15 protein-coding genes are annotated in these 17,383 nt (G+C 68.3%); 8 read left to right on the forward strand and 7 right to left on the reverse strand.

The features are described from left to right. Positions 1 to 112 precede the first annotated feature (112 nt). Entirely contained in the window at positions 113 to 2,212 is a 2,100-nt protein-coding gene (gene ligA / locus KDB89_RS04725; protein ID WP_219083706.1) for an NAD-dependent DNA ligase LigA, read from the forward strand. A gap of 30 nt (positions 2,213 to 2,242) precedes the next feature. Here ligA and KDB89_RS04730 read toward each other — a convergent pair whose 3' ends face one another. From KDB89_RS04730 to KDB89_RS04755, 6 genes are read right to left on the reverse strand one after another with little or no spacing between them, the layout of a single operon-like run. Further along, positions 2,243 to 2,974, reverse strand: coding sequence for a hypothetical protein (locus KDB89_RS04730; protein WP_219083707.1), 732 nt, complete (start codon positions 2,972 to 2,974; stop codon positions 2,243 to 2,245). 10 nt (positions 2,975 to 2,984) lie between these two features. Beyond that, positions 2,985 to 4,532, reverse strand: coding sequence for an AAA family ATPase (locus KDB89_RS04735; RefSeq protein WP_219083708.1), 1,548 nt, complete (start codon positions 4,530 to 4,532; stop codon positions 2,985 to 2,987). Between the two features lie 11 nt (positions 4,533 to 4,543). Beyond that, on the reverse strand, positions 4,544 to 5,098 hold the full coding sequence (locus KDB89_RS04740) for a hypothetical protein (RefSeq protein WP_219083709.1): 555 nt from the start codon (positions 5,096 to 5,098) through the stop codon (positions 4,544 to 4,546). A 29-nt stretch (positions 5,099 to 5,127) separates the two neighbouring features. Further along, positions 5,128 to 5,385, reverse strand: coding sequence for a hypothetical protein (locus tag KDB89_RS04745; protein WP_219083710.1), 258 nt, complete (start codon positions 5,383 to 5,385; stop codon positions 5,128 to 5,130). Beyond that, entirely contained in the window at positions 5,382 to 7,127 is a 1,746-nt protein-coding gene (locus KDB89_RS04750) for a hypothetical protein (protein WP_219083711.1), read from the reverse strand. The genes KDB89_RS04745 and KDB89_RS04750 overlap by 4 nt, the downstream gene beginning before the upstream one ends. Positions 7,128 to 7,135: 8 nt before the next feature. Then, entirely contained in the window at positions 7,136 to 7,459 is a 324-nt protein-coding gene (locus tag KDB89_RS04755; protein ID WP_219083712.1) for a hypothetical protein, read from the reverse strand. Positions 7,460 to 7,666: 207 nt separating this feature from the next. On the opposite strand from KDB89_RS04755, the gene KDB89_RS04760 reads away from it, so the two are divergent. The 6 genes from KDB89_RS04760 to KDB89_RS04785 all read left to right on the forward strand — a co-directional run bounded on the left by KDB89_RS04760 (position 7,667) and on the right by KDB89_RS04785 (position 14,573). Continuing rightward, a complete protein-coding gene (locus KDB89_RS04760) occupies positions 7,667 to 8,125 on the forward strand; it encodes a ribose-5-phosphate isomerase (RefSeq protein WP_219083713.1) in 459 nt (152 codons plus the stop codon). Between the two features lie 133 nt (positions 8,126 to 8,258). Next, positions 8,259 to 9,200 carry an Ltp family lipoprotein gene (locus KDB89_RS04765; protein WP_219083714.1) on the forward strand — a complete coding sequence of 314 codons (942 nt, stop codon included), beginning with the start codon at positions 8,259 to 8,261 and terminating at the stop codon, positions 9,198 to 9,200. A gap of 27 nt (positions 9,201 to 9,227) precedes the next feature. Continuing rightward, positions 9,228 to 10,052, forward strand: a complete 825-nt coding sequence (locus KDB89_RS04770) for an Fpg/Nei family DNA glycosylase (protein WP_219083715.1) — start codon at positions 9,228 to 9,230, stop codon at positions 10,050 to 10,052. 5 nt (positions 10,053 to 10,057) lie between these two features. After that, positions 10,058 to 10,771, forward strand: a complete 714-nt coding sequence (locus KDB89_RS04775) for an HAD family hydrolase (protein ID WP_219083716.1) — start codon at positions 10,058 to 10,060, stop codon at positions 10,769 to 10,771. Next, on the forward strand, positions 10,771 to 13,275 hold the full coding sequence (locus tag KDB89_RS04780; protein ID WP_439654880.1) for a glycoside hydrolase family 65 protein: 2,505 nt from the start codon (positions 10,771 to 10,773) through the stop codon (positions 13,273 to 13,275). Before KDB89_RS04775 ends, KDB89_RS04780 begins: the two co-directional genes overlap by 1 nt. Continuing rightward, entirely contained in the window at positions 13,275 to 14,573 is a 1,299-nt protein-coding gene (locus KDB89_RS04785) for a hypothetical protein (protein ID WP_219083718.1), read from the forward strand. The genes KDB89_RS04780 and KDB89_RS04785 overlap by 1 nt, the downstream gene beginning before the upstream one ends. Positions 14,574 to 14,610: 37 nt before the next feature. Here KDB89_RS04785 and KDB89_RS04790 read toward each other — a convergent pair whose 3' ends face one another. Continuing rightward, positions 14,611 to 16,050, reverse strand: a complete 1,440-nt coding sequence (locus tag KDB89_RS04790) for a DUF222 domain-containing protein (RefSeq protein ID WP_219083719.1) — start codon at positions 16,048 to 16,050, stop codon at positions 14,611 to 14,613. Positions 16,051 to 16,134: 84 nt separating this feature from the next. On the opposite strand from KDB89_RS04790, the gene KDB89_RS04795 reads away from it, so the two are divergent. Further along, positions 16,135 to 17,364, forward strand: a complete 1,230-nt coding sequence (locus KDB89_RS04795; protein ID WP_219083720.1) for a low temperature requirement protein A — start codon at positions 16,135 to 16,137, stop codon at positions 17,362 to 17,364. Positions 17,365 to 17,383 lie beyond the last annotated feature (19 nt).

Raw genomic sequence — 17,383 nt, forward strand, 5'->3', positions numbered from 1 at the left:
TTATGGACCGCCTCCCGCGGCGGGTGCCGGGGAGCGCTGTGGACCCATTCTTCTACGTTTCGTGTGCATCGCGCTCGTTCGAGGCGTGAGGGCGGTGTGGAACGATGGCACAATGACCGACCACACCGAGGCAGAGTCCGGCGTCACGTCCCCCGAGCTGAGGCGCGCCTGGACCGAGCTGAACACCCGGCTCACCGAGGCGCAGGAGGCCTACTACGGGGCGGACCAGCCGACGCTCTCGGACGCCGAGTACGACGCCGCCATGCGGGAGCTGGAGGATCTGGAGGCCGCGCACCCGTCGCTGGTGACTCCCGACTCCGTCACGCAGCGCGTCGGGCAGGCCAGGGTCACGGAGTTCACTCCCGTGGAGCACCGCAGGCGGATGCTGAGCCTCGACAACGTGTTCAGCGCCGAGGAGCTCGACGGCTGGCTGGCCCGCACGCCCGCCTCGTCGTATCTGGTGGAGCTGAAGATCGACGGGCTCGCGATCAATCTGTTGTACCTCGGCGGCAGGCTCGCGGTGGCCGCCACCCGCGGCGACGGGCGCGTCGGGGAGGACGTGACGCCCAACGTGGCAACGATCGCCGGCATCCCGCACCGCCTCCCCGCGGGGGCCCCGTCGGTGCTGGAGGTGCGCGGCGAGGTGTTCTTCCCCGTCGCAGGCTTCGAGAAGCTGAACGAGGACCTGGTCGAGGTGGGGCGGGCGCCATTCGCCAACCCCCGAAACGCCGCGGCCGGGTCGCTGAGGCAGAAGAATCCCGAGGTCACCGCGTCGCGGCCGCTGCGGATGCTGGTCCACGGGATCGGCGCCGTCGAGGGTATCGAGTTCGACACGCAGTCGGGCGCCTACGAGTCGCTGAAGGGTTGGGGCTTCCCGACAACCGAGACCTACCGGGTCGTCGGGACGGGTGCCGAGGTGCAGGAGTTCGTGGCCTGGCACGGCGAGCACCGCCACGACCTCAGCCACGAGATCGACGGCATCGTCGTCAAGGTCGACGACCTCGCGGAGCAGGAGCGGCTCGGCTCCACGTCGCGGGCCCCGCGCTGGGCCATCGCGTACAAGTACCCGCCGGAGGAGGTGAACACGAAGCTCCTCGACATCCAGGTCAACGTCGGCCGGACCGGCCGGGTGACGCCGTTCGGCGTGATGGAGCCCGTGTTCGTCAGCGGCTCGACCGTCGAGATGGCCACGCTGCACAACGGCTTCGAGGTCGAGCGCAAGGGCGTGCTGATCGGCGACACCGTCGTCCTACGGAAGGCCGGCGACGTGATCCCGGAGATCGTCGCCCCGGTCGTCGCGCTGCGCGACGGCACCGAGCGGCCCTTCGTGATGCCGACGCACTGCCCGTCCTGCGGGACGGAGCTCCGCCCCGAGAAGGAGGGCGACAAGGACATCCGCTGCCCGAACGCGCGGTCCTGCCCCAGCCAGCTGCGCGAGCGGATCTTCGGGCTCGCGTCCCGCGGCGCCCTCGACATCGAGGCGCTGGGCTGGGAGGGCGCGGCGGCGCTGCTGGACGGGAGACTGCTGGCCGACGAGGGTGGCCTGTTCACCCTGACCGCCGCCGACCTGTTGACCACCGACTTCTACACGCGGGCGGCCAAGCCGGCCGAGCTCGCCGATGAGGCCACGCCGAAGCGCGACGGCCGGGTGCTCGCCGCGGCGGGGGAGAAGCTGCTCACCAACCTGGAGGCGGCGAAGACACAGCCGCTCTGGCGTGTGCTCGTCGCGCTGTCCATCCGGCACGTCGGGCCGACCGCGGCCCGCTCGCTGGCCGCCCGCTTCGGGTCGGTCGGCGCGATCCGGGAGGCCTCGCTCGAGCAGCTCGCCTCCGCCGAGGGCGTCGGCGGGGTCATCGCCGAGTCGGTCAAGGGTTGGTTCGACGTCGACTGGCACGACGCGATCGTCGCGGCCTGGGCAGAGGCGGGGGTGCGGATGGCCGACGAGGTCGACGAGTCGACGCCCCGGACGCTCGAGGGCCTGACCGTCGTCGTGACCGGGTCGCTCGACGGCTTCACCCGCGACGGCGCGAAGGAGGCGATCATCTCCCACGGCGGCAAGGCCGCCGGTTCGGTCAGTAGGAACACCGACTACGTCGTCATCGGCGCCAACGCCGGGTCCAAGGCCGCGAGGGCCGAGCAGCTCGGCCTGCCGATCCTAGATGAGGCCGGCTTCGTCCGGCTGCTGTCCGAGGGGCCGACTGGACTGGACTAGTGGCGGCAGGTGTGAGCCGCCACTGCCCCCTCAGCTGTTCGGTTCCTTGAGCTGTCGCGGCATGCAGACATTGAGCCTCTCGCGCCCCTCAAACTGCGGGAACTCATCGGCGCACCAGTCGAGTACATCGTCCTCGCTGGTGAATGAGTCGCTGAGCCCGAAGGTGATCCAGAGGTTCTTGCCGTCGACCAGCTGTTGTTTGCCGAAGTCCCGACTGTCGAGGAGTACCACCTGGACACTGGTCACGCTCTGGGCGATATCTTCGAACTCGCTCAGGATGTCGAGAGCGAAGAACGTGTGGGTGCCGTTCGCCGCCGTGAGGAGTGGGTCGCTGACGCCCACATACTTCGAGGACAACTGAGCGACCCACTGATCGTCTTTCGCGACGATGGCGTCGTACTGCTTCGCGTATGACTTGAGCTGGCGCAGCGCGGCCTTCTCAGGATCTGGCTGGCTGGAGTCCTCGCCCTCAGAAGGGGGCGGGTCGCTTGAGGAGGATGACTCGGCGGAAAGGGTCGCTGAGGGCGTCGGTGACGCCATTGGCGTCCCGCCTGCACCGCTGGAAGAGGGCACCGGGGTAGCAGACACCGGGGTAACTGCAGGCATGGGAGACGCCGATGTGGCGCCCGGTGCAGCCGAATCGGCGGCTCGGCCGCCGATGACCTGCCACACGACATACCCGACGATGACGAGGATGCCCAGGCCGATGAGGATTGCGGGAACAGGTAGGCGGCGGGGGGCGGGTCCCGGATCTGTGATCATCTGATCTCCATCAACCGACGAGAAGCCGGCGGATCGGGGCGCCGGCCGGGGCATCGATCGCGGGCGGTGTCCCAGCAGGCAGGCAGCGTCCATTCGCCCAGGCGCGCAGATGCGCCACATCCTCGTGATTCGTGCGGCTGTAGGGCACGACGTCGACGAACCAGGGACGAAGCTCGTCCTCCGGTGGTAGCAGGGTCGTCCCCTGGGTGAACATCCTCGACGCGATGGAGTGAACCACCGAGTCGATATCGGAACCGGAGAAGCCGTCCGTGATCCTCACGAGCTCCGTCAGGAGCGCGGGGGAAAGGCGCGCCTCAAGGTAGCGGTCGAAGTAGAGTTCGATGATCTCGGCGCGGTCGTCAGCATCGGGCAGGTCCACGAAGAACATCTCGTCGAAGCGACCTTTCCGCAGCAACTCAGGGGGGAGCGCGGACACGTCGTTGGCCGTCGCGACGAGGAACGTCTTGGAGGTGGACTCCTGGAGCCAGTAGAGGAACTGCCCGATCAAGCGCTGGGTCGTGCCGCCCTCACCGTTCGACGTGGCAAGTGCCTTCTCGATCTCGTCCACCCACAGGACACAGGGGGCCACCCGATCGGCGGCCGCGAGAGCCTCCCGGAGTCGGGACTCGGACTGGCCCACGTACATGCCCAGGATCCCCGCCATGTCGAGTCGGTAGAGGGGCAGCCCCCAGCTGTGGGCGATCGCCTTGGCCGAGAGCGACTTCCCGCAGCCCGGAACCCCGACCAGGAGCACACCCTTGGGCGGGTTCAGACGGGTGGCCGAGAGATCGGCCTTCATGAGGAACTCGCGATCGACCAGCCAACTCTGCAGCTGCCGTAGCCCACCGACGCTGTAGTCCTCGCGGAGCGGGATGCGTTCGATGCCGGCCAGCGCCCCGAGGATGCGGTCCTTGTACTCCGAGAGTTGGCTGAGGTCGTCAGGCCCCAACTGCTTCCTGGTGAGCATCGTCATGAGGACGTTGACTGCTTCGGTCTCGGTCACCCCGGTGAGGATCTCCGCCGCGCGGCGGACCTCGGCAGGGCCCCAGGCCACCGAGACGAGGCCCTCCTGGTCGTTGATGATCGACTGCAGTGTCTCGGCAAGCTCATCGGTCGTCGGAACATCAAGGGCAACGCTCATTCCCAGCCGCCCCAGCCCCGTCCAGACAGGGTTGGACTCGATCAGGATGATGGAGCCGGAGCAGGCTTCCGCCAGCCGAACCATCTCTGCGAGATGACGTGAGGTGGACGTCTCGTCTGCGAGGTCCTCGACATCGGTCAGCACGAAGTTGACATTGCGCCGGGCCTTGAAGGTGACGCGCGCCTGATCCAAGGCGGCGGCCAGGGAGGTGTCGTCACCCATTGACTGCTGGGTGAGGAGATCCTTGATTCCCTCTGTGCGTGAATGCTCGAAGAAGTTCATCGACCGGATCTCGTCGGCCACCTGCCGCAGCAGGTCCATGACGCGGCTGGGTTCGATGGACTCGATGATCACCAGCGGAACACGAGCCCTCAGATAGCTGGACACGAGGTTCGTGGTTTCCTGAAAATCCGGCAAGGTCCTTCTCCTCAATCCAGGTGTACGGTGCGGCGCGGAGTGACTGACATGGGGCGGGAATCCTGATCCTCGAGGGGCTCAGGTAGGGGAGCACGCTCGGCGCGTTGCCCGTCCTGCGTGACGGTGAGCCGGCGAGCACCCTCGAACGAGTTGTCGCGGATGATCCGCATCATCCGTTCCTTCTGCGATCGGGGCACCCTGTCCCGGTCGAGGTCAGCCGCAACGTTCCTCTCGAAATCCTGCTGAAGCCGCTGGACCATCCGGTGGAAGTCCTCAGTCAGAGCACTTCGGACAGGCTCGGGCAGCGACGGATGCGATACGAGTTGGAGCCGTCGCGCCAGACCCACGCGCAGCTTGATGAGGCGCTCGGCGAAGTCATGATCACTCCGCAGACCATGCATCGCGCCAGCCAGCTCTCCGTTCCACCGCCTGGTCGATTCCTCAAGCGCCTCCCGGAGGTGGGTGAACAGCCGTGCGAAGGCCTCAGGGGGAAGGCTGTCATCCCTCAGTTCGGGAAGGTCGTCGAGTGGAGTGGCCGGGTCTTTCCGCCAGACACGCAGCGTCATGACCCAGGACTCGTACGCGCTCGATCCCCTCATGACTTCTTCGGCGCTCGGGTCAGGAGCTCGTCCGGCGGCATGGGGTGCCACGCTGGGAGGTCACCCACCATCTCCCTCTGACGTTGCGTCTGCTGGTCGGTCTGGCGAGTGGTCGAGTGCAGGACGTTGCGCTCGAGGACCACGTCGGAGCTGACCGGATCGGGCGCCGGGCGCGGGCGGAACTTCCCGCTGCGGCCGCTTGGCCGCCGGAGTTCGGCTGGCTCAGGCTGGGGGGACGTGACCGCGTCGGTCATGCCGACACCTCCTGATCCGTGCGCTGTGCGGTGGGCCAGGTCTCTATGAGGCTGATCAGATCAGCCTCCTGGCGATCGAGGGACCGATAGAGGTCAAGCGCATCGACTCGCTCCGCCAGGGCGTTGCGGTACTTCGCGATGGAGACCTCCGCCGCCTTGTCCCGCGCGTCCTCCAGCGCGACGATTGCGGCCTTCGAAGCCTTCTTCGCTTCCTCCGCGAAGAACCACACGACTCCGGCACCGATGAGTGCCGCAGCAATGCCGAAGGCCACGTTGAAGAGGCCGACGACAATGGCGATGCCGAGCACGAGGATGGCTTTCCCGCCGTACCAGGAGTTGTCGAAGCGTGCCTTCTCCAGGTGGCTGGACATGGTACGCACCCACGCCTCCCGGAGTCTCGCCACTCCAGCATCCTCCGGCAGCTCCGTAGAGAATGAGGCGCCTCCGAATGCGTATTCGCGGGCGTAGTTCGAGTGCTGGTCGGTGAAGTCGAGGCGCAGGTGTTCGAGGGCGGACTGGCGGTAGGCCGCACAGTACCGCCCGATGGCCGTCAGAAGATGGGCCTGGGACGCGCCGATGGCGATGCGCTGGGTCTGTACGCTAGCGCCCAGCAGTTCGGGCGCGATCGCAGTCTGGGTCTGCAGTGAAATGGCGTCCGTGGTCTCGTCCAGGGCCTTCTGCAGCTCGTCGGCGCGTCGCCTCGCCAGCGCGATGTCGCCGCCCTCCTCGATCACCGACTCGTGGTACAGGACCTCGCGGCGCAGGGGGAGCTCCTCCGCGTCGTACTCAGTGACGAGGCGGTCTACCAGATCGTCCATCAGGTCTTCCAGAGCCGTCGGGAGACTGGTCTCATGGCGAGCGATCGACCCGTACTTGTCGATCATGACCGGAAGGCTGGAGGCGACCTCGAGTTGGTTGACGAGTACCGGCCAGTCGGTCGGCGACAGGTCGGCGAGGTTGGGGTAGCCCGCCGGATCCAGCTGCTCAGTCTGGCTCTGGAGCTCACCCAGCCAACGCGCGATCTGCTGTTGAACGATGTCGTCGCTGGCGCTGAGCTGCGTGACCCAGTCGGCCAGCCGCCTCGTCATGAGCTGTTGGGCGGCGGGCCCGAAGGCGTTGAAGCTCGCCGCTTCGAAGATGACGGTGAACTCGCGTCCGAGCCTTCCCGGATCCTGGGCCTCGAGGTAGTGCTTGAGCCACCGAGTTGAGGCCTCTAGGCGGCCCTGCCGTCTGAGGATGATGGTGAAGAGCAGGGACGTCTTCGACCTGTCGCGGGCATAGGCCTCACGCACTGATCTCTCGGCCATCTCCTGGTCGTGGTTCGCCCAGGCAGCCAGGGCGACGAGGGCAGGTGCCAGCCAATAGCGAGGTGTCTGCAGCATCAACTCCTCGGATATCTGGGCGGTGACAGCGCGGGATACATTCCCGACATCGAATGCCTGGAGTAGGCCAACTGACGTGCGTCGGACGACCGCATGGTGGCCGTAGCTGCGGTCGAGGTCCGCCTTCAGGTTCACCACGCGGGTCTCGGACTGCTGTACGGCTGCGGTGCGGCCGGCCTGCTGCACGAACGCATCGAACTCGCTTCGCAGCGCGATGAGTTGGTCGGTGGTGAGCCGGAGGTCCTGGGCGACCATCCCGACTCTCGCGTCGACCTGGTTGATGTTCTGGGAGAGTTCCAATCCAACGTTGTCGACGGCCCTGATGACGGGGCTGAAGTCGATGCTGATGCTCTGCGTCATGGGGGCTCCTACGTGATCGGCTGTCCGTTGGCACGGACTGGGACGAGGGATCCGTCGTCATACACCTCGATGAAGGCGTAGGCGTCGGAGCGCGCCAGGGCTCGGGCTGCGGCAAGGTGTGGGGCGAGAGCCTCGCTCCTCTTGAAGTGCGTCAGAATCGTGCCGTCCAGCGACATGAGATGGTCGAGGTATGGCTCTCCGAGCTGACATCTGGCAAAGAGCGCTACGGGGTTCCCCAGGTCGCTCTCCTGATAGATCGAGTTCACGTAGCTAGTGACGGCCCTCAGCGCATCTGGACCGGTCGTCGTATCCAGTTGTGTGACCGCTGTCATCAGCGAGGTGGGGCGGGTCCGTCCAGCTCGGGTGGTGTCGAGGGGGACTGTCGAGGGCGTCGAGGTCCGGGCGCTCGTCGATAGGTCCAAGGAACGCTCCGTTGCAACGCGTCGTCTGAGTGACATTGGCCTCTCCTGCGGGATGTGAGGGCGGACCCTCACTTTCTGTCGCTTGTTCCTGACGGACAGGGCCATAGTGTGGGTTCTATGCGCGTCCACATCGCCACCGATCATGCGGCCTTCGAGCTGAAGCAGTACCTCGTCGAGCGGCTCGCCGCCGACGGACACGACGTCGTCGACCACGGCGCCTCGACCTACGAGTCGCTGGACGACTACCCGCCGCTGATCATCCCGGCCGCGGAGGCGGTCGTCGCCGACGCGGGCAGCCTGGGCGTCGTGCTCGGCGGCTCCGGCAACGGCGAGCAGATCGCCGCCAACAAGGTCCCCGGCATCCGGGCCGCGCTCGCGTACAACGTCGAGCTCGCCACCCTTGCCCGCCAACACAACGACGCCAACGTCGTCGCACTCGGCGGCCGCATGCAGTCACTCGAGGAGGGCTACGCGATTGTCGCAGCGTTCCTCGGCACCCCCTTCTCCGGGGAGGAGAGGCACCAGCGCCGGATCGACCAGATCTCGGCCTACGAGGGGTCTGTGCGTCGCCGCTGAGACACCAGATCGACCGGTCGAAGGTATGAGTCCCGAGCCGGGATCTTTGGCTTCTCTGTGACTGTCGGTGGGCTCCGCTAGCATCTCAGCCATTCGATGAATCGCTGATTCACAAGGGGAGATGAAGATGAATATGAAGCGGGTACGGGCGGGCCTCGTCGGGCTGGTCGCCCTGGCGACCATGTCGGCCGGAGTGCTGACCGCGACGCCGGCGGCAGCGGCAGGCAACTTCACGGGGGTCTCGAAGCCCACGATCTTGGGGACGCGGGCGGTCGCCAGCAAGCTCACGGCCAAGGCCGACACCGCGACGAAGCCGACGGCGGCCAAGCTGACCTACCAGTGGCTGCGGTCGGGGTCGAAGATCCCCGGCGCCACCAAGAGGACCTACACGCTGAAGTCCGCGGACAGGGGCAGGAAGATCTCCGTCAAGGTCTGCTACCTGGCCTTCGACACCAACACGCGCTGCGTCACCTCCGCAAAGACCGGAGCCATCAAGGCGAAGGTGCTCAAGACTCTGTCCATCTCGACCCCGAAGGTCTCGGGCGTGGCCAAGGTCGGGGCGACGCTCAGGGCCTCGACGGGCAGCTGGACCTCCGGCACGACGTTCACCTACAAGTGGCTCCGCAACGGCAAGGCCATCCCGGGCGCCACCAAGTCCACCTACAAGCCGACCTCGGCCGACAAGGGTCGGACCATTCAGGTGAAGGTGACGGGGAAGAAGTCCGGCTACACCACCCGCGCCAAGAGCTCCGCGAAGACGGCGAAGGTCACGTCGCTCTCGTGGACGCAGAAGCAGGCGGTCTCCGAGGCGAAGTCCTACCTCGAGGTGCTCTACTTCTCCCGCACGGGGCTCATCGACCAGCTCGAGTACGAGGGATTCAGCACCTCCACGTCCAAGGTCGCCGTCGACTACGTGAACCCGAGTTGGAACAAGCAGGCAGCGGGGTCGGCCCAGTCCTACGTCGACACCTTCGGGTACGACTACTTCACGTGGGACGAGCTATATGACCAGCTCCGCTGGGAGGGGTTCACCGCGTCGCAGGCCACCTACGGGGTCAACGCCGTCGGCCTCTGACCCGACCTCCTTAACTAGGGTGGGGGGATGCCTGAGGGACACGTCATCCACCGCCTCGCCAACCAGTTCAGCGACACGTTCGGGGGTGAGCTGGTCCGCGTCACGTCGCCCCAGGGCCGCTTCGACGCGGGAGACCTGGACGGTGCGCTGTTCGAGCGCGGCGAGGCGGTCGGAAAACACCTGTTCCTCGATTTCGAGGCTGACCGCGTCGTCCACATCCACCTCGGCCTGATCGGCAAGCTGGCGTTCGCGCCACTCGCGCCGCCGAAGGGCGAGGTGCGGCTGAGGGTCTCCGACCTGCAGACCGCCGCCGACCTCCGCGGTCCCCAGTGGTGTCGGCGTATCACCCCCGACGAGCGCGACGCCGTCGTCGCGGCCAGCGGCCCCGACCCCCTGCGCGACGACGCGGACCCGGTGCGGGGGTTCACGCGCCTGCACCGGTCCGGCAAGTCGGTGGCCGCGCTGCTGATGGACCAGAAGGTGGCCGCGGGCGTCGGCAACATCTTCCGCGCCGAGGTGCTGTTCCGCCACCGGCTCGACCCCACGGTCCCCGGGAAGGAGTTGCCGCGGCGCTCGTGGGACCTGCTGTGGGCCGACCTGGTGGACCTGATGCACCGCGCGGTCCTGATCGGCCGGATCGACACCGTCGCGGCGGACCACACGCCCGAGGCGATGGCCCGCGATCCCCGCGTCGACCGGCACGGTGGCGAGGTCTACGTCTACCGCCGGGCAGGGCAGCCCTGTCTCGTCTGCGGCACCGAGATCCGTACCGCAATGCTCGAGGGGAGGCACCTCTACTGGTGTCCGCGGTGCCAGCGTCGCCGGACCGCTGGCCCCACGCCTATAGGCTGAGGTTCATGGAAATGCGTGAATACGGTGCCGTGCTGTTCGATCTCGACGGCGTGCTGACACCCACGGCCGAGGTGCACATGCAGGCGTGGAGCGACATGTTCAACGCCTTCCTCGCCTCCAGGGGGGTCGAGGCCGACTACACGGACGAGGACTACTTCCGGTACGTCGACGGCAAGCCCCGCTACGACGGGGTCCGCGACTTCCTCGCCTCCCGCGGGATCGAACTCCCGCTCGGCACGCCGGAGGACGCACCGGAGCTCGAGACGGTCTGCGGGCTGGGTAACCGCAAGAACGACGCCTTCAACGCGGTGCTCGAGCGCGACGGCATCGCGCCGTACCCCGGCTCGCTGGCGCTGGTCGAGCAGCTCGCCGCGGACGCGGTGCCGATGGCCGTCGTCTCGTCGTCGAAGAACGCCCCCGCTGTGCTCGAGGCGGCGGACCTGACTGACTTCTTCCCCGTGATCGTCGACGGGAACGTCGCGCACGCGGAGAACATCGCCGGCAAGCCCGCCCCGGACACCTATCTCCGCGCGGCCCAGCTGTTCGGCGTCGACCCCGATGACGCCATCGTCGTCGAGGACGCCGTCTCCGGCGTCGCCGCCGGCGCCGCCGGCGGCTTCGCCCACGTCGTCGGCGTCGACCGCGGCGTCGGCAGGCAGGAGCTGCTCGATGCGGGTGCCGACATCGTGGTCGCCGATCTCGGGGAGCTGGTGCGATGATCCGCGAGGTCTCGTCCGACCCGATGGACCGCCTCCGGTTCCCGGCCGACGAGTGGCGCCTCGTCGAGATCGAGCCGATCGAGGGCGACGTCGGCACCACGGAGACGCTGTTCTCGGTCGGTAACGGCTATCTCGGCATGCGCGGCAACCCGGAGGAGGGCCGCACCAGCTACGCGCACGGCACGTTCATCAACGGCTTCCACGAGACGTGGCCCATCAAGCACGCCGAGGAGGCCTTCGGCTTCGCCCACACCGGGCAGACCATCGTGCATGTCCCCGACACCAAGCTGATGAAGGTCTACGTCGACGACGAGCCGCTCATCATCAACGTCGCCGACCTCGACTCCTACGAGCGGGCCCTCGACTTCCGCGAGGGCAGGCTCACCCGCGACATCGTCTGGCGCACCCCGGCCGGCAAGCGCGTCCAGATCCGCACGTCGCGCATGGTCTCCTTTACCGACCGTCACCTCGCGCTGATGCAGATCGAGGTCACGCTCCTCGAGGGCGACGCGCCCGTCGTCATCGCGTCGCAGATCGTCAACCGGCAGGACGGGTACACCGACTACCGGCGCCCCGACAGCTCCGTCGAGGGCTGGGACCCGCGGCGCGCCGCCGGCAAGCTGGCCGAGCGGGTGCTGATCCCGCAGATGAAGTGGCAGCACGGGAAGCGCACCGTCATGGGGTACCAGGTCGCGCGCTCCGGCATGACGCTGGCCGTCGGTGCCGACCACTACATCGACACCGACAACGAGTTCGAGACCGTCAGCTCCGTCGAGGACGACCTCGGCAAGGTGGTCTTCCGCGTTAACGCGCGCGAGGGTGTCCCCATCACAGTGAGCAAGGCCGTGGCCTACCACACGTCGCGCGGCGTCCCCTGCAACGAGCTCAACGACCGCTGCCGCCGCACGCTCGACCGCGTGCAGGAGCACGGCTTCGAGCACTTCTACATCCAGCAGCAGCAGTGGCTCGACGAGTTCTGGCGCGAGAGCGACGTGGAGATCGAGGGCCAGCCCGCCATCCAGCAGGCCGTCCGGTGGTGCCTGTTCCAGCTCGCGCAGGCGACCGCCCGCAGCGACCAGCTCGGCATCCCCGCCAAGGGGCTGAGCGGCTCCGGCTACGAGGGCCACTACTTCTGGGACACCGAGATCTACCTGGTGCCCTTCCTGATCTACACGTCCCCTCGCGTGGCACGCAACGTGTTGCGGTTCCGCGTCGGCCTGCTGCCGCAGGCCCGGGAACGCGCTCAGGTGATGTCACAGCGGGGCGCGCTGTTCCCGTGGCGCACCATCAACGGCGAGGAGGCGTCCGCGTACTACGCGGCCGGCACCGCGCAGTACCACATCGATGCCGACGTCGCGTTCGCCTTCGCGAAGTACCGCGACCTCACCGGCGACGAGGGGTTCATGTACCGCGACGGCGCTCCGGTGATGGTGGAGACCGCCAGGCTGTGGGCGGATCTGGGATTCTGGCGCTCGGACAAGGACGGCTCAAGGTCGTTCCACATCCACGGCGTCACCGGCCCCGACGAGTACACCGCCGTGGTCAACAACAACATGTTCACCAACGTGATGGCGCGCGCAAACCTCCGCAGCGCCGCGATGCTGATGCGGGAGATGCAGGTCGCCGACCCCTCAGCCTACGAACGGGTCTGCCACTCGCTGCTGCTCACCGAGGACGAGATCGAGGAGTGGGAGCAGTGCGCCGAGAGCATGGTGGTGCTGTTCGACGAGACGTTCGGCATCCACCCCCAGGACGAGAAGTTCCTCACCTCCGAGCTGTGGGACCTCGAGAACACGCCCGACGACAAGCGTCCGCTGCTGCTCAACTACCACCCGCTGGTGATCTACCGGTTCCAGGTGCTGAAGCAGGCCGACGTCGTGCTGGCCCTGTTCCTGCAGGGAGACCAGTTCACCCGCGAGGAGAAGAAGGCCGACTTCGAGTACTACGACCCGATCACGACGGGCGACTCGACGCTGTCCGGCGTCGTCCAGTCGGTGATGGCGGCCGAGGTCGGGTATCACGACATGGCCGTGCAGTACTTCCTGTCCGGGCTCTACGTGGACCTCGCCGACCTGCACTCCAACGCCCGCGACGGAGTCCACATCGCCTCGACGGGTGGTGTGTGGAATGCGCTGATCTACGGCTTCGCCGGCATGCGTGACCACAACGGGGAGGTCACCTTCGATCCGCGGCTCCCCGACGACTGGCCGTCCATGACGTTCCCGCTGGCCATCCGCGGCTCGCGCATCCGCGTCCGGCTGGAGGCCGAGCGGATCACCTTCACGCTCGAGAAGGGTGATCCTGTCGAGGTGTCGGTGCGCGGTGAGGCCGTCGTCGTGGGGGCCGACCTGCCTGTGTCGGTCGAACTGCACGGCCAGGGTGGACGGCTGCAGTCGCTGCAGGGCAGTCACCCGCTCATCGGCGGCCGCCGCCCGGACGGGTCGGTGATCCAGGCGGTCGTGCCGGAGTCGCACCCGCAGGAGACCGTGGTGGACGAGGGCTGATGACTGTCGAACTGTCCGGCGCCGCCCCCGAGGTCTTCGACTCGCGCATCACCACCGACGTCGTCGAGCTCGTCGGCTCGGGCAGGCTGCGGCGCCTCGGGATCGAGTTCGGGCAGGGGTGGCTGACGCCCCGCGAGTCGGCCGACGGCGTCGGCATCGACGTCGAGCACGAGATCGGGGCAAGGGCCAGCGTCCGGATCCGTCCCGGGCGTCGCGTGCGCATCGAGCTGACTGTCGAGTCCATCGTCGAGGACGTCATCACCGTCCACGGCCCCGTGATGTGGGTCAGCGGTCAGCACGAGCCGATCAGCTGGCACGCGGGGGCGACTGCCGAGATCGTCCTGCCATCGGAGCACGGCCCGGGGCTGCTCACTCAGCGTCGCGGCATCTCGACGCCCGGCGGCGAGCCGGGCATGTCCTACCCGCTGGACGAGGAGCTGAGCCTCCGGCCGCGCCAGGCCATGAGCGCGGCCTGGACCTATGAGGCGTTCCCCGGCGGTCTGCTGGACGTGCCGGCCGAGCCGGGGTGGCTGCCGCTCGTGCGGCACGTGCCCATTGGCCGCGCCGTCGAGATCAGCGCCCCGGACGGCCTCGTGCAGCTGGTCGGCGACGGCACCGTAGAGGACGTCGACGGCGAGTTCGAGGTCTACCCGCCGGAGGGGCTGACCGCCATGGAGGTGTGGGGCCCCGGCGGCCGCACGCTCGTGGAGGTCGGCGCCTACGAGGACCTCGCCGTGCTGCGCCGACGGCTCGTCGACGAGCAGGGCTCCGACGATGTGTGGGCGTACGTCGCCGCCCGATCGATCGCCGAGGGACCCTTCAGCGACAGCGTGCTCGATCGGATCGACTGGGCCCTCGGCGGCTATGAGGAGGAGCCGACGGCCTGGTCGGTGTGCGCCGCCCTGCTCGCCAGCCACGTCGGCCTGCCCTTGACGGAGCAGGCGCAGCGCGGAGCGGCGGAGGTGCTGTCGCGTGGGGGAGTGGACGACGCACTCCTGCTCGCCCTGCATGGTCTCGCGCCCGCGGAACTGCTCACGGGCGGGTGGCCCATCGGGGACTTCGGCCAGCGCGGTCTCGAGGCCCTCGCCCGGTTGAGCTACGGGCGGATCCACACGGACGGACGCCGCGAGCGTGGCCGCGACGTCGCCGTCGCGCGGTTGTATGCGGCGGGCCTGGGGGAGACGGAGCGCGGCCTGCACGCGGCTGCCTGCGCCCAGGGCGCGGAGGGACGGCTGATGTGCATGCTGACCACCAGACCGGATCCCCTTGACCTGGCCTGGCTGTCGGTGGGTGCGTAGGTACGCCGCCGACCGCGAAGTCGAACGACCTGCCCGGTCAGGGCCCGTTCTCGGACTCGGTCCCCCACAGGGTGACCCGGTAGCGGTAGCCGAGGGGGCTGATCCAGTACGCCACACCCGGCGACGGCTGGTAGAGCTTCCACGAGCCGGCGGTCTTGGCGCGGTGGGCGCGGCGACGCACCGGGAACAGGTTTCCGATCCGCGTCTGACCCTTCGTCCAGTGGGCACCGTGTTCGAAAGTGACGGTGTGGTCGATGTCGAGGGAACGGCTGTCGCGGTCGGAGAACGGGAACATCTCGGTGGGGAAGGCCAGCCGGACGGCCTCGCGCATGCGCGGGCTGGGCCGGTAGCCGTCCTGGGGCGGCAGCTCGGGCAGGTCGATGACCGGGCGTACGGCGATCCCGACACCGTCGCCGCCGATGCCCTCCCCGAGCAGTTCGGCCAGCAGCGCAGTGGTGATGTGCCCGGCCCGCTCGATGCGGGCGGCCCCGGTGAGCCCGCCCACCGTGTCGGCGTTGATGTGCACGACGACCTCCACCTGGGGCCGCAGCTCGGCCGGGTCGACCGTGATGGTGCCGCACAGCTCTCCGTGGCACACGGGCACGTCCTGCTCCTTGTCCGCCTCGGGGGTGGGCTCGGCGCCGGCAGGCAGCCGGTTATCGGCGGGCACGCTGGCGCCGTCGGTCGGCAGGAGACGGGTCTCGTGGGAAGACGCCTCGTCGATCAGGGCGGGCTGTGCCGCCCCCTGGAGGAGTCTCAGCGCGTAGGCCGGGTGGGCGAGTGCGCCGACGGCCTTGGCCCGCAGCTGATCCCGATCCAGGTCCGGGTGGGCTTCCCCGAGCAGCTCCGCCATCCGGTCGAGCTGCGCGCTGAAGTACAGGCCGTCGAGGGAGTCCAGCTTCCCGGACAGAGCGGAGACGCCGTCCTGCGCCGGCCACAGCCACACGCCGCGGCCCTCCCTGGCCTTGGCCTCTGCCCGGGCCGCGGCTTCGGCGTCGACCTCGATGATCAGCTGCTCCGCCAGCTTGAGCGACCCTGAGTAGGTCAGGCGGTGCTGGAGTCGCAGCCAACGGCGCGACACCTCCGCGGCCGACTCCTCGGAGAGGGCGTGGCAGCGGTGCGCGACCGCCAGGGCGCGGTGCGCGTCGACCTCCAGGGCCTGCACGGCGTCGTACAGGGGGCGGTGGCGGTGCTTCAGATCGAGGGCATCCGCCAGCTGACCGTTGGCTGCGTGCTCGGAACAGCCGAGCAACGGACCGATCTCGAGCCCGACGAACTCGGACACCAGCGGCGTCCCCGCACCGCCGAACCTCGTCAGCTGCGAGGCGAGGGCCTCGACCACCTCGTCGAACTCGACCTCATAGGCCTCGGCCAGCGTGCAGAGGAAGCCGATCCGGTTGGCGTCCGCCTGCCGACGGGCGTGCAGGGACGCGCGCAGCCCCTCGGCCGCCTCCCTCGCGATCTCCTGCTTCCCCATGTTCCAAGGCTAGGCGTCCCCACCGACAAAAAGAACTGGTGCACGAATCCTGTGGATAACCCTGCGTGCACTAGGTTCTGGGCCATGGAGCTGACACATCGCGTGAAGCGAATGTCCGGTCGCGACCCGCACGAGGCGCACCGCGCGGCCACGCCGCTGGAGCTGCTGTTCGACCTGACCTTCGTCGTCGCCTTCTCGCAGGCCGCCTCCCAGGCGGCGCACTACTTTGAGCTCGGCCACGTCTGGACGGCGCTGATCGGCTTCTCCATCGCCGTGTTCGCCGTCACGTGGGCCTGGATCAACTTCTCGTGGCTCTCGTCGGCCTACGACACGGACGACGTCCCGTTCCGGGTAGCGACGTTCGTCCAGATGATCGGCGTCATCATCGTCGCGCTCAGCCTGCCGCCGTTCTTCCACTCGCTGGAGGAGGGGGAACACGTCGACAACTCCGTGATGGTCGCGGGCTACGTGCTGATGCGCCTGGTCACCGTCGCGCTGTGGCTCCGGGCCGCCGCGCACGATCCCGACCACCGGACCACCTGCCTCACCTACGCGGCCGGGGTCGGCATCGTGCAGGTCGGGTGGGTCGTCGTCATCTTCGTGAACCCGCCCATCTGGGTGGCGCTGCTCCTCATGGTGGGTCTGGTCGTGTGCGAGCTGCTGGTGCCGTGGATCGCGGAGGGGAGGGCGAGGACCCCGTGGCACGCGCATCACATCGCAGAGCGCTACTCCCTCCTGGTGATCATCACGCTCGGCGAAGTGATCGTCGGGACGGTCACGGCCGTCTCCGCCGCGGTCGAGGAACACGGCTGGAGCCTGCAGGCGGTCGCGGTCGCAGCCGCGGGAACGCTGCTGGCCTTCGGGATGTGGTGGGCCTACTTCATCGTGCCTTGGGCCCGGATCCTGCACCGGCACCGCGACCGGGCCTTCGCGTTCGGGTACCTCCACATCCCGCTGTTCGGCGCCATCGCCGCCGTCGGCGCGGGGCTGCACGTCGCGGCGCTGAGGATCTCCGGGGAGGCGCACGTAGACGACACCTTCGCGCTGCTCACGGTCGCCCTCCCGACCGTCGTGTTCGTCGTGATGCTGGCGGTGCTCTACGACGCGCTCGTGCGCCGCGTCGACGGCCTGCATCTGCGGATGTTCGTCGGCGCTGTGGTTGTGGTGGGGGTAGCAGTCGTCGTGTCGCTGGCCGGGGCCGGGCTGGGCGTGACGCTGCTGATCACGTCGCTCGCCCCGCTCGTGGTGGTCGTCGGGTACGAGGCCGGCGGGCACCGCAAGGCCGCGGCCGACCTGGTACGCCTGGACGCCTGACAAGCCGCGATACGAAACC

The organism is Tessaracoccus palaemonis (assembly GCF_019316905.1).
Taxonomy (GTDB): domain Bacteria; phylum Actinomycetota; class Actinomycetes; order Propionibacteriales; family Propionibacteriaceae; genus Arachnia; species Arachnia palaemonis.

Bases quoted from the DNA above. Each gene is read 5' to 3' on its own strand.
- KDB89_RS04730 (WP_219083707.1), bottom strand. From the start codon at position 2,974: ATGATCACAGATCCGGGACCCGCCCCCCGCCGCCTACCTGTTCCCGCA.
- ligA (WP_219083706.1), top strand. From the start codon at position 113: ATGACCGACCACACCGAGGCAGAGTCCGGCGTCACGTCCCCCGAGCTG.
- KDB89_RS04790 (WP_219083719.1), bottom strand. From the start codon at position 16,050: ATGGGGAAGCAGGAGATCGCGAGGGAGGCGGCCGAGGGGCTGCGCGCG.
- KDB89_RS04765 (WP_219083714.1), top strand. From the start codon at position 8,259: ATGAAGCGGGTACGGGCGGGCCTCGTCGGGCTGGTCGCCCTGGCGACC.
- KDB89_RS04795 (WP_219083720.1), top strand. From the start codon at position 16,135: ATGGAGCTGACACATCGCGTGAAGCGAATGTCCGGTCGCGACCCGCAC.
- KDB89_RS04785 (WP_219083718.1), top strand. From the start codon at position 13,275: ATGACTGTCGAACTGTCCGGCGCCGCCCCCGAGGTCTTCGACTCGCGC.
- KDB89_RS04740 (WP_219083709.1), bottom strand. From the start codon at position 5,098: ATGACGCTGCGTGTCTGGCGGAAAGACCCGGCCACTCCACTCGACGAC.
- KDB89_RS04750 (WP_219083711.1), bottom strand. From the start codon at position 7,127: ATGACGCAGAGCATCAGCATCGACTTCAGCCCCGTCATCAGGGCCGTC.
- KDB89_RS04760 (WP_219083713.1), top strand. From the start codon at position 7,667: ATGCGCGTCCACATCGCCACCGATCATGCGGCCTTCGAGCTGAAGCAG.
- KDB89_RS04745 (WP_219083710.1), bottom strand. From the start codon at position 5,385: ATGACCGACGCGGTCACGTCCCCCCAGCCTGAGCCAGCCGAACTCCGG.
- KDB89_RS04755 (WP_219083712.1), bottom strand. From the start codon at position 7,459: ATGACAGCGGTCACACAACTGGATACGACGACCGGTCCAGATGCGCTG.
- KDB89_RS04775 (WP_219083716.1), top strand. From the start codon at position 10,058: ATGGAAATGCGTGAATACGGTGCCGTGCTGTTCGATCTCGACGGCGTG.
- KDB89_RS04770 (WP_219083715.1), top strand. From the start codon at position 9,228: ATGCCTGAGGGACACGTCATCCACCGCCTCGCCAACCAGTTCAGCGAC.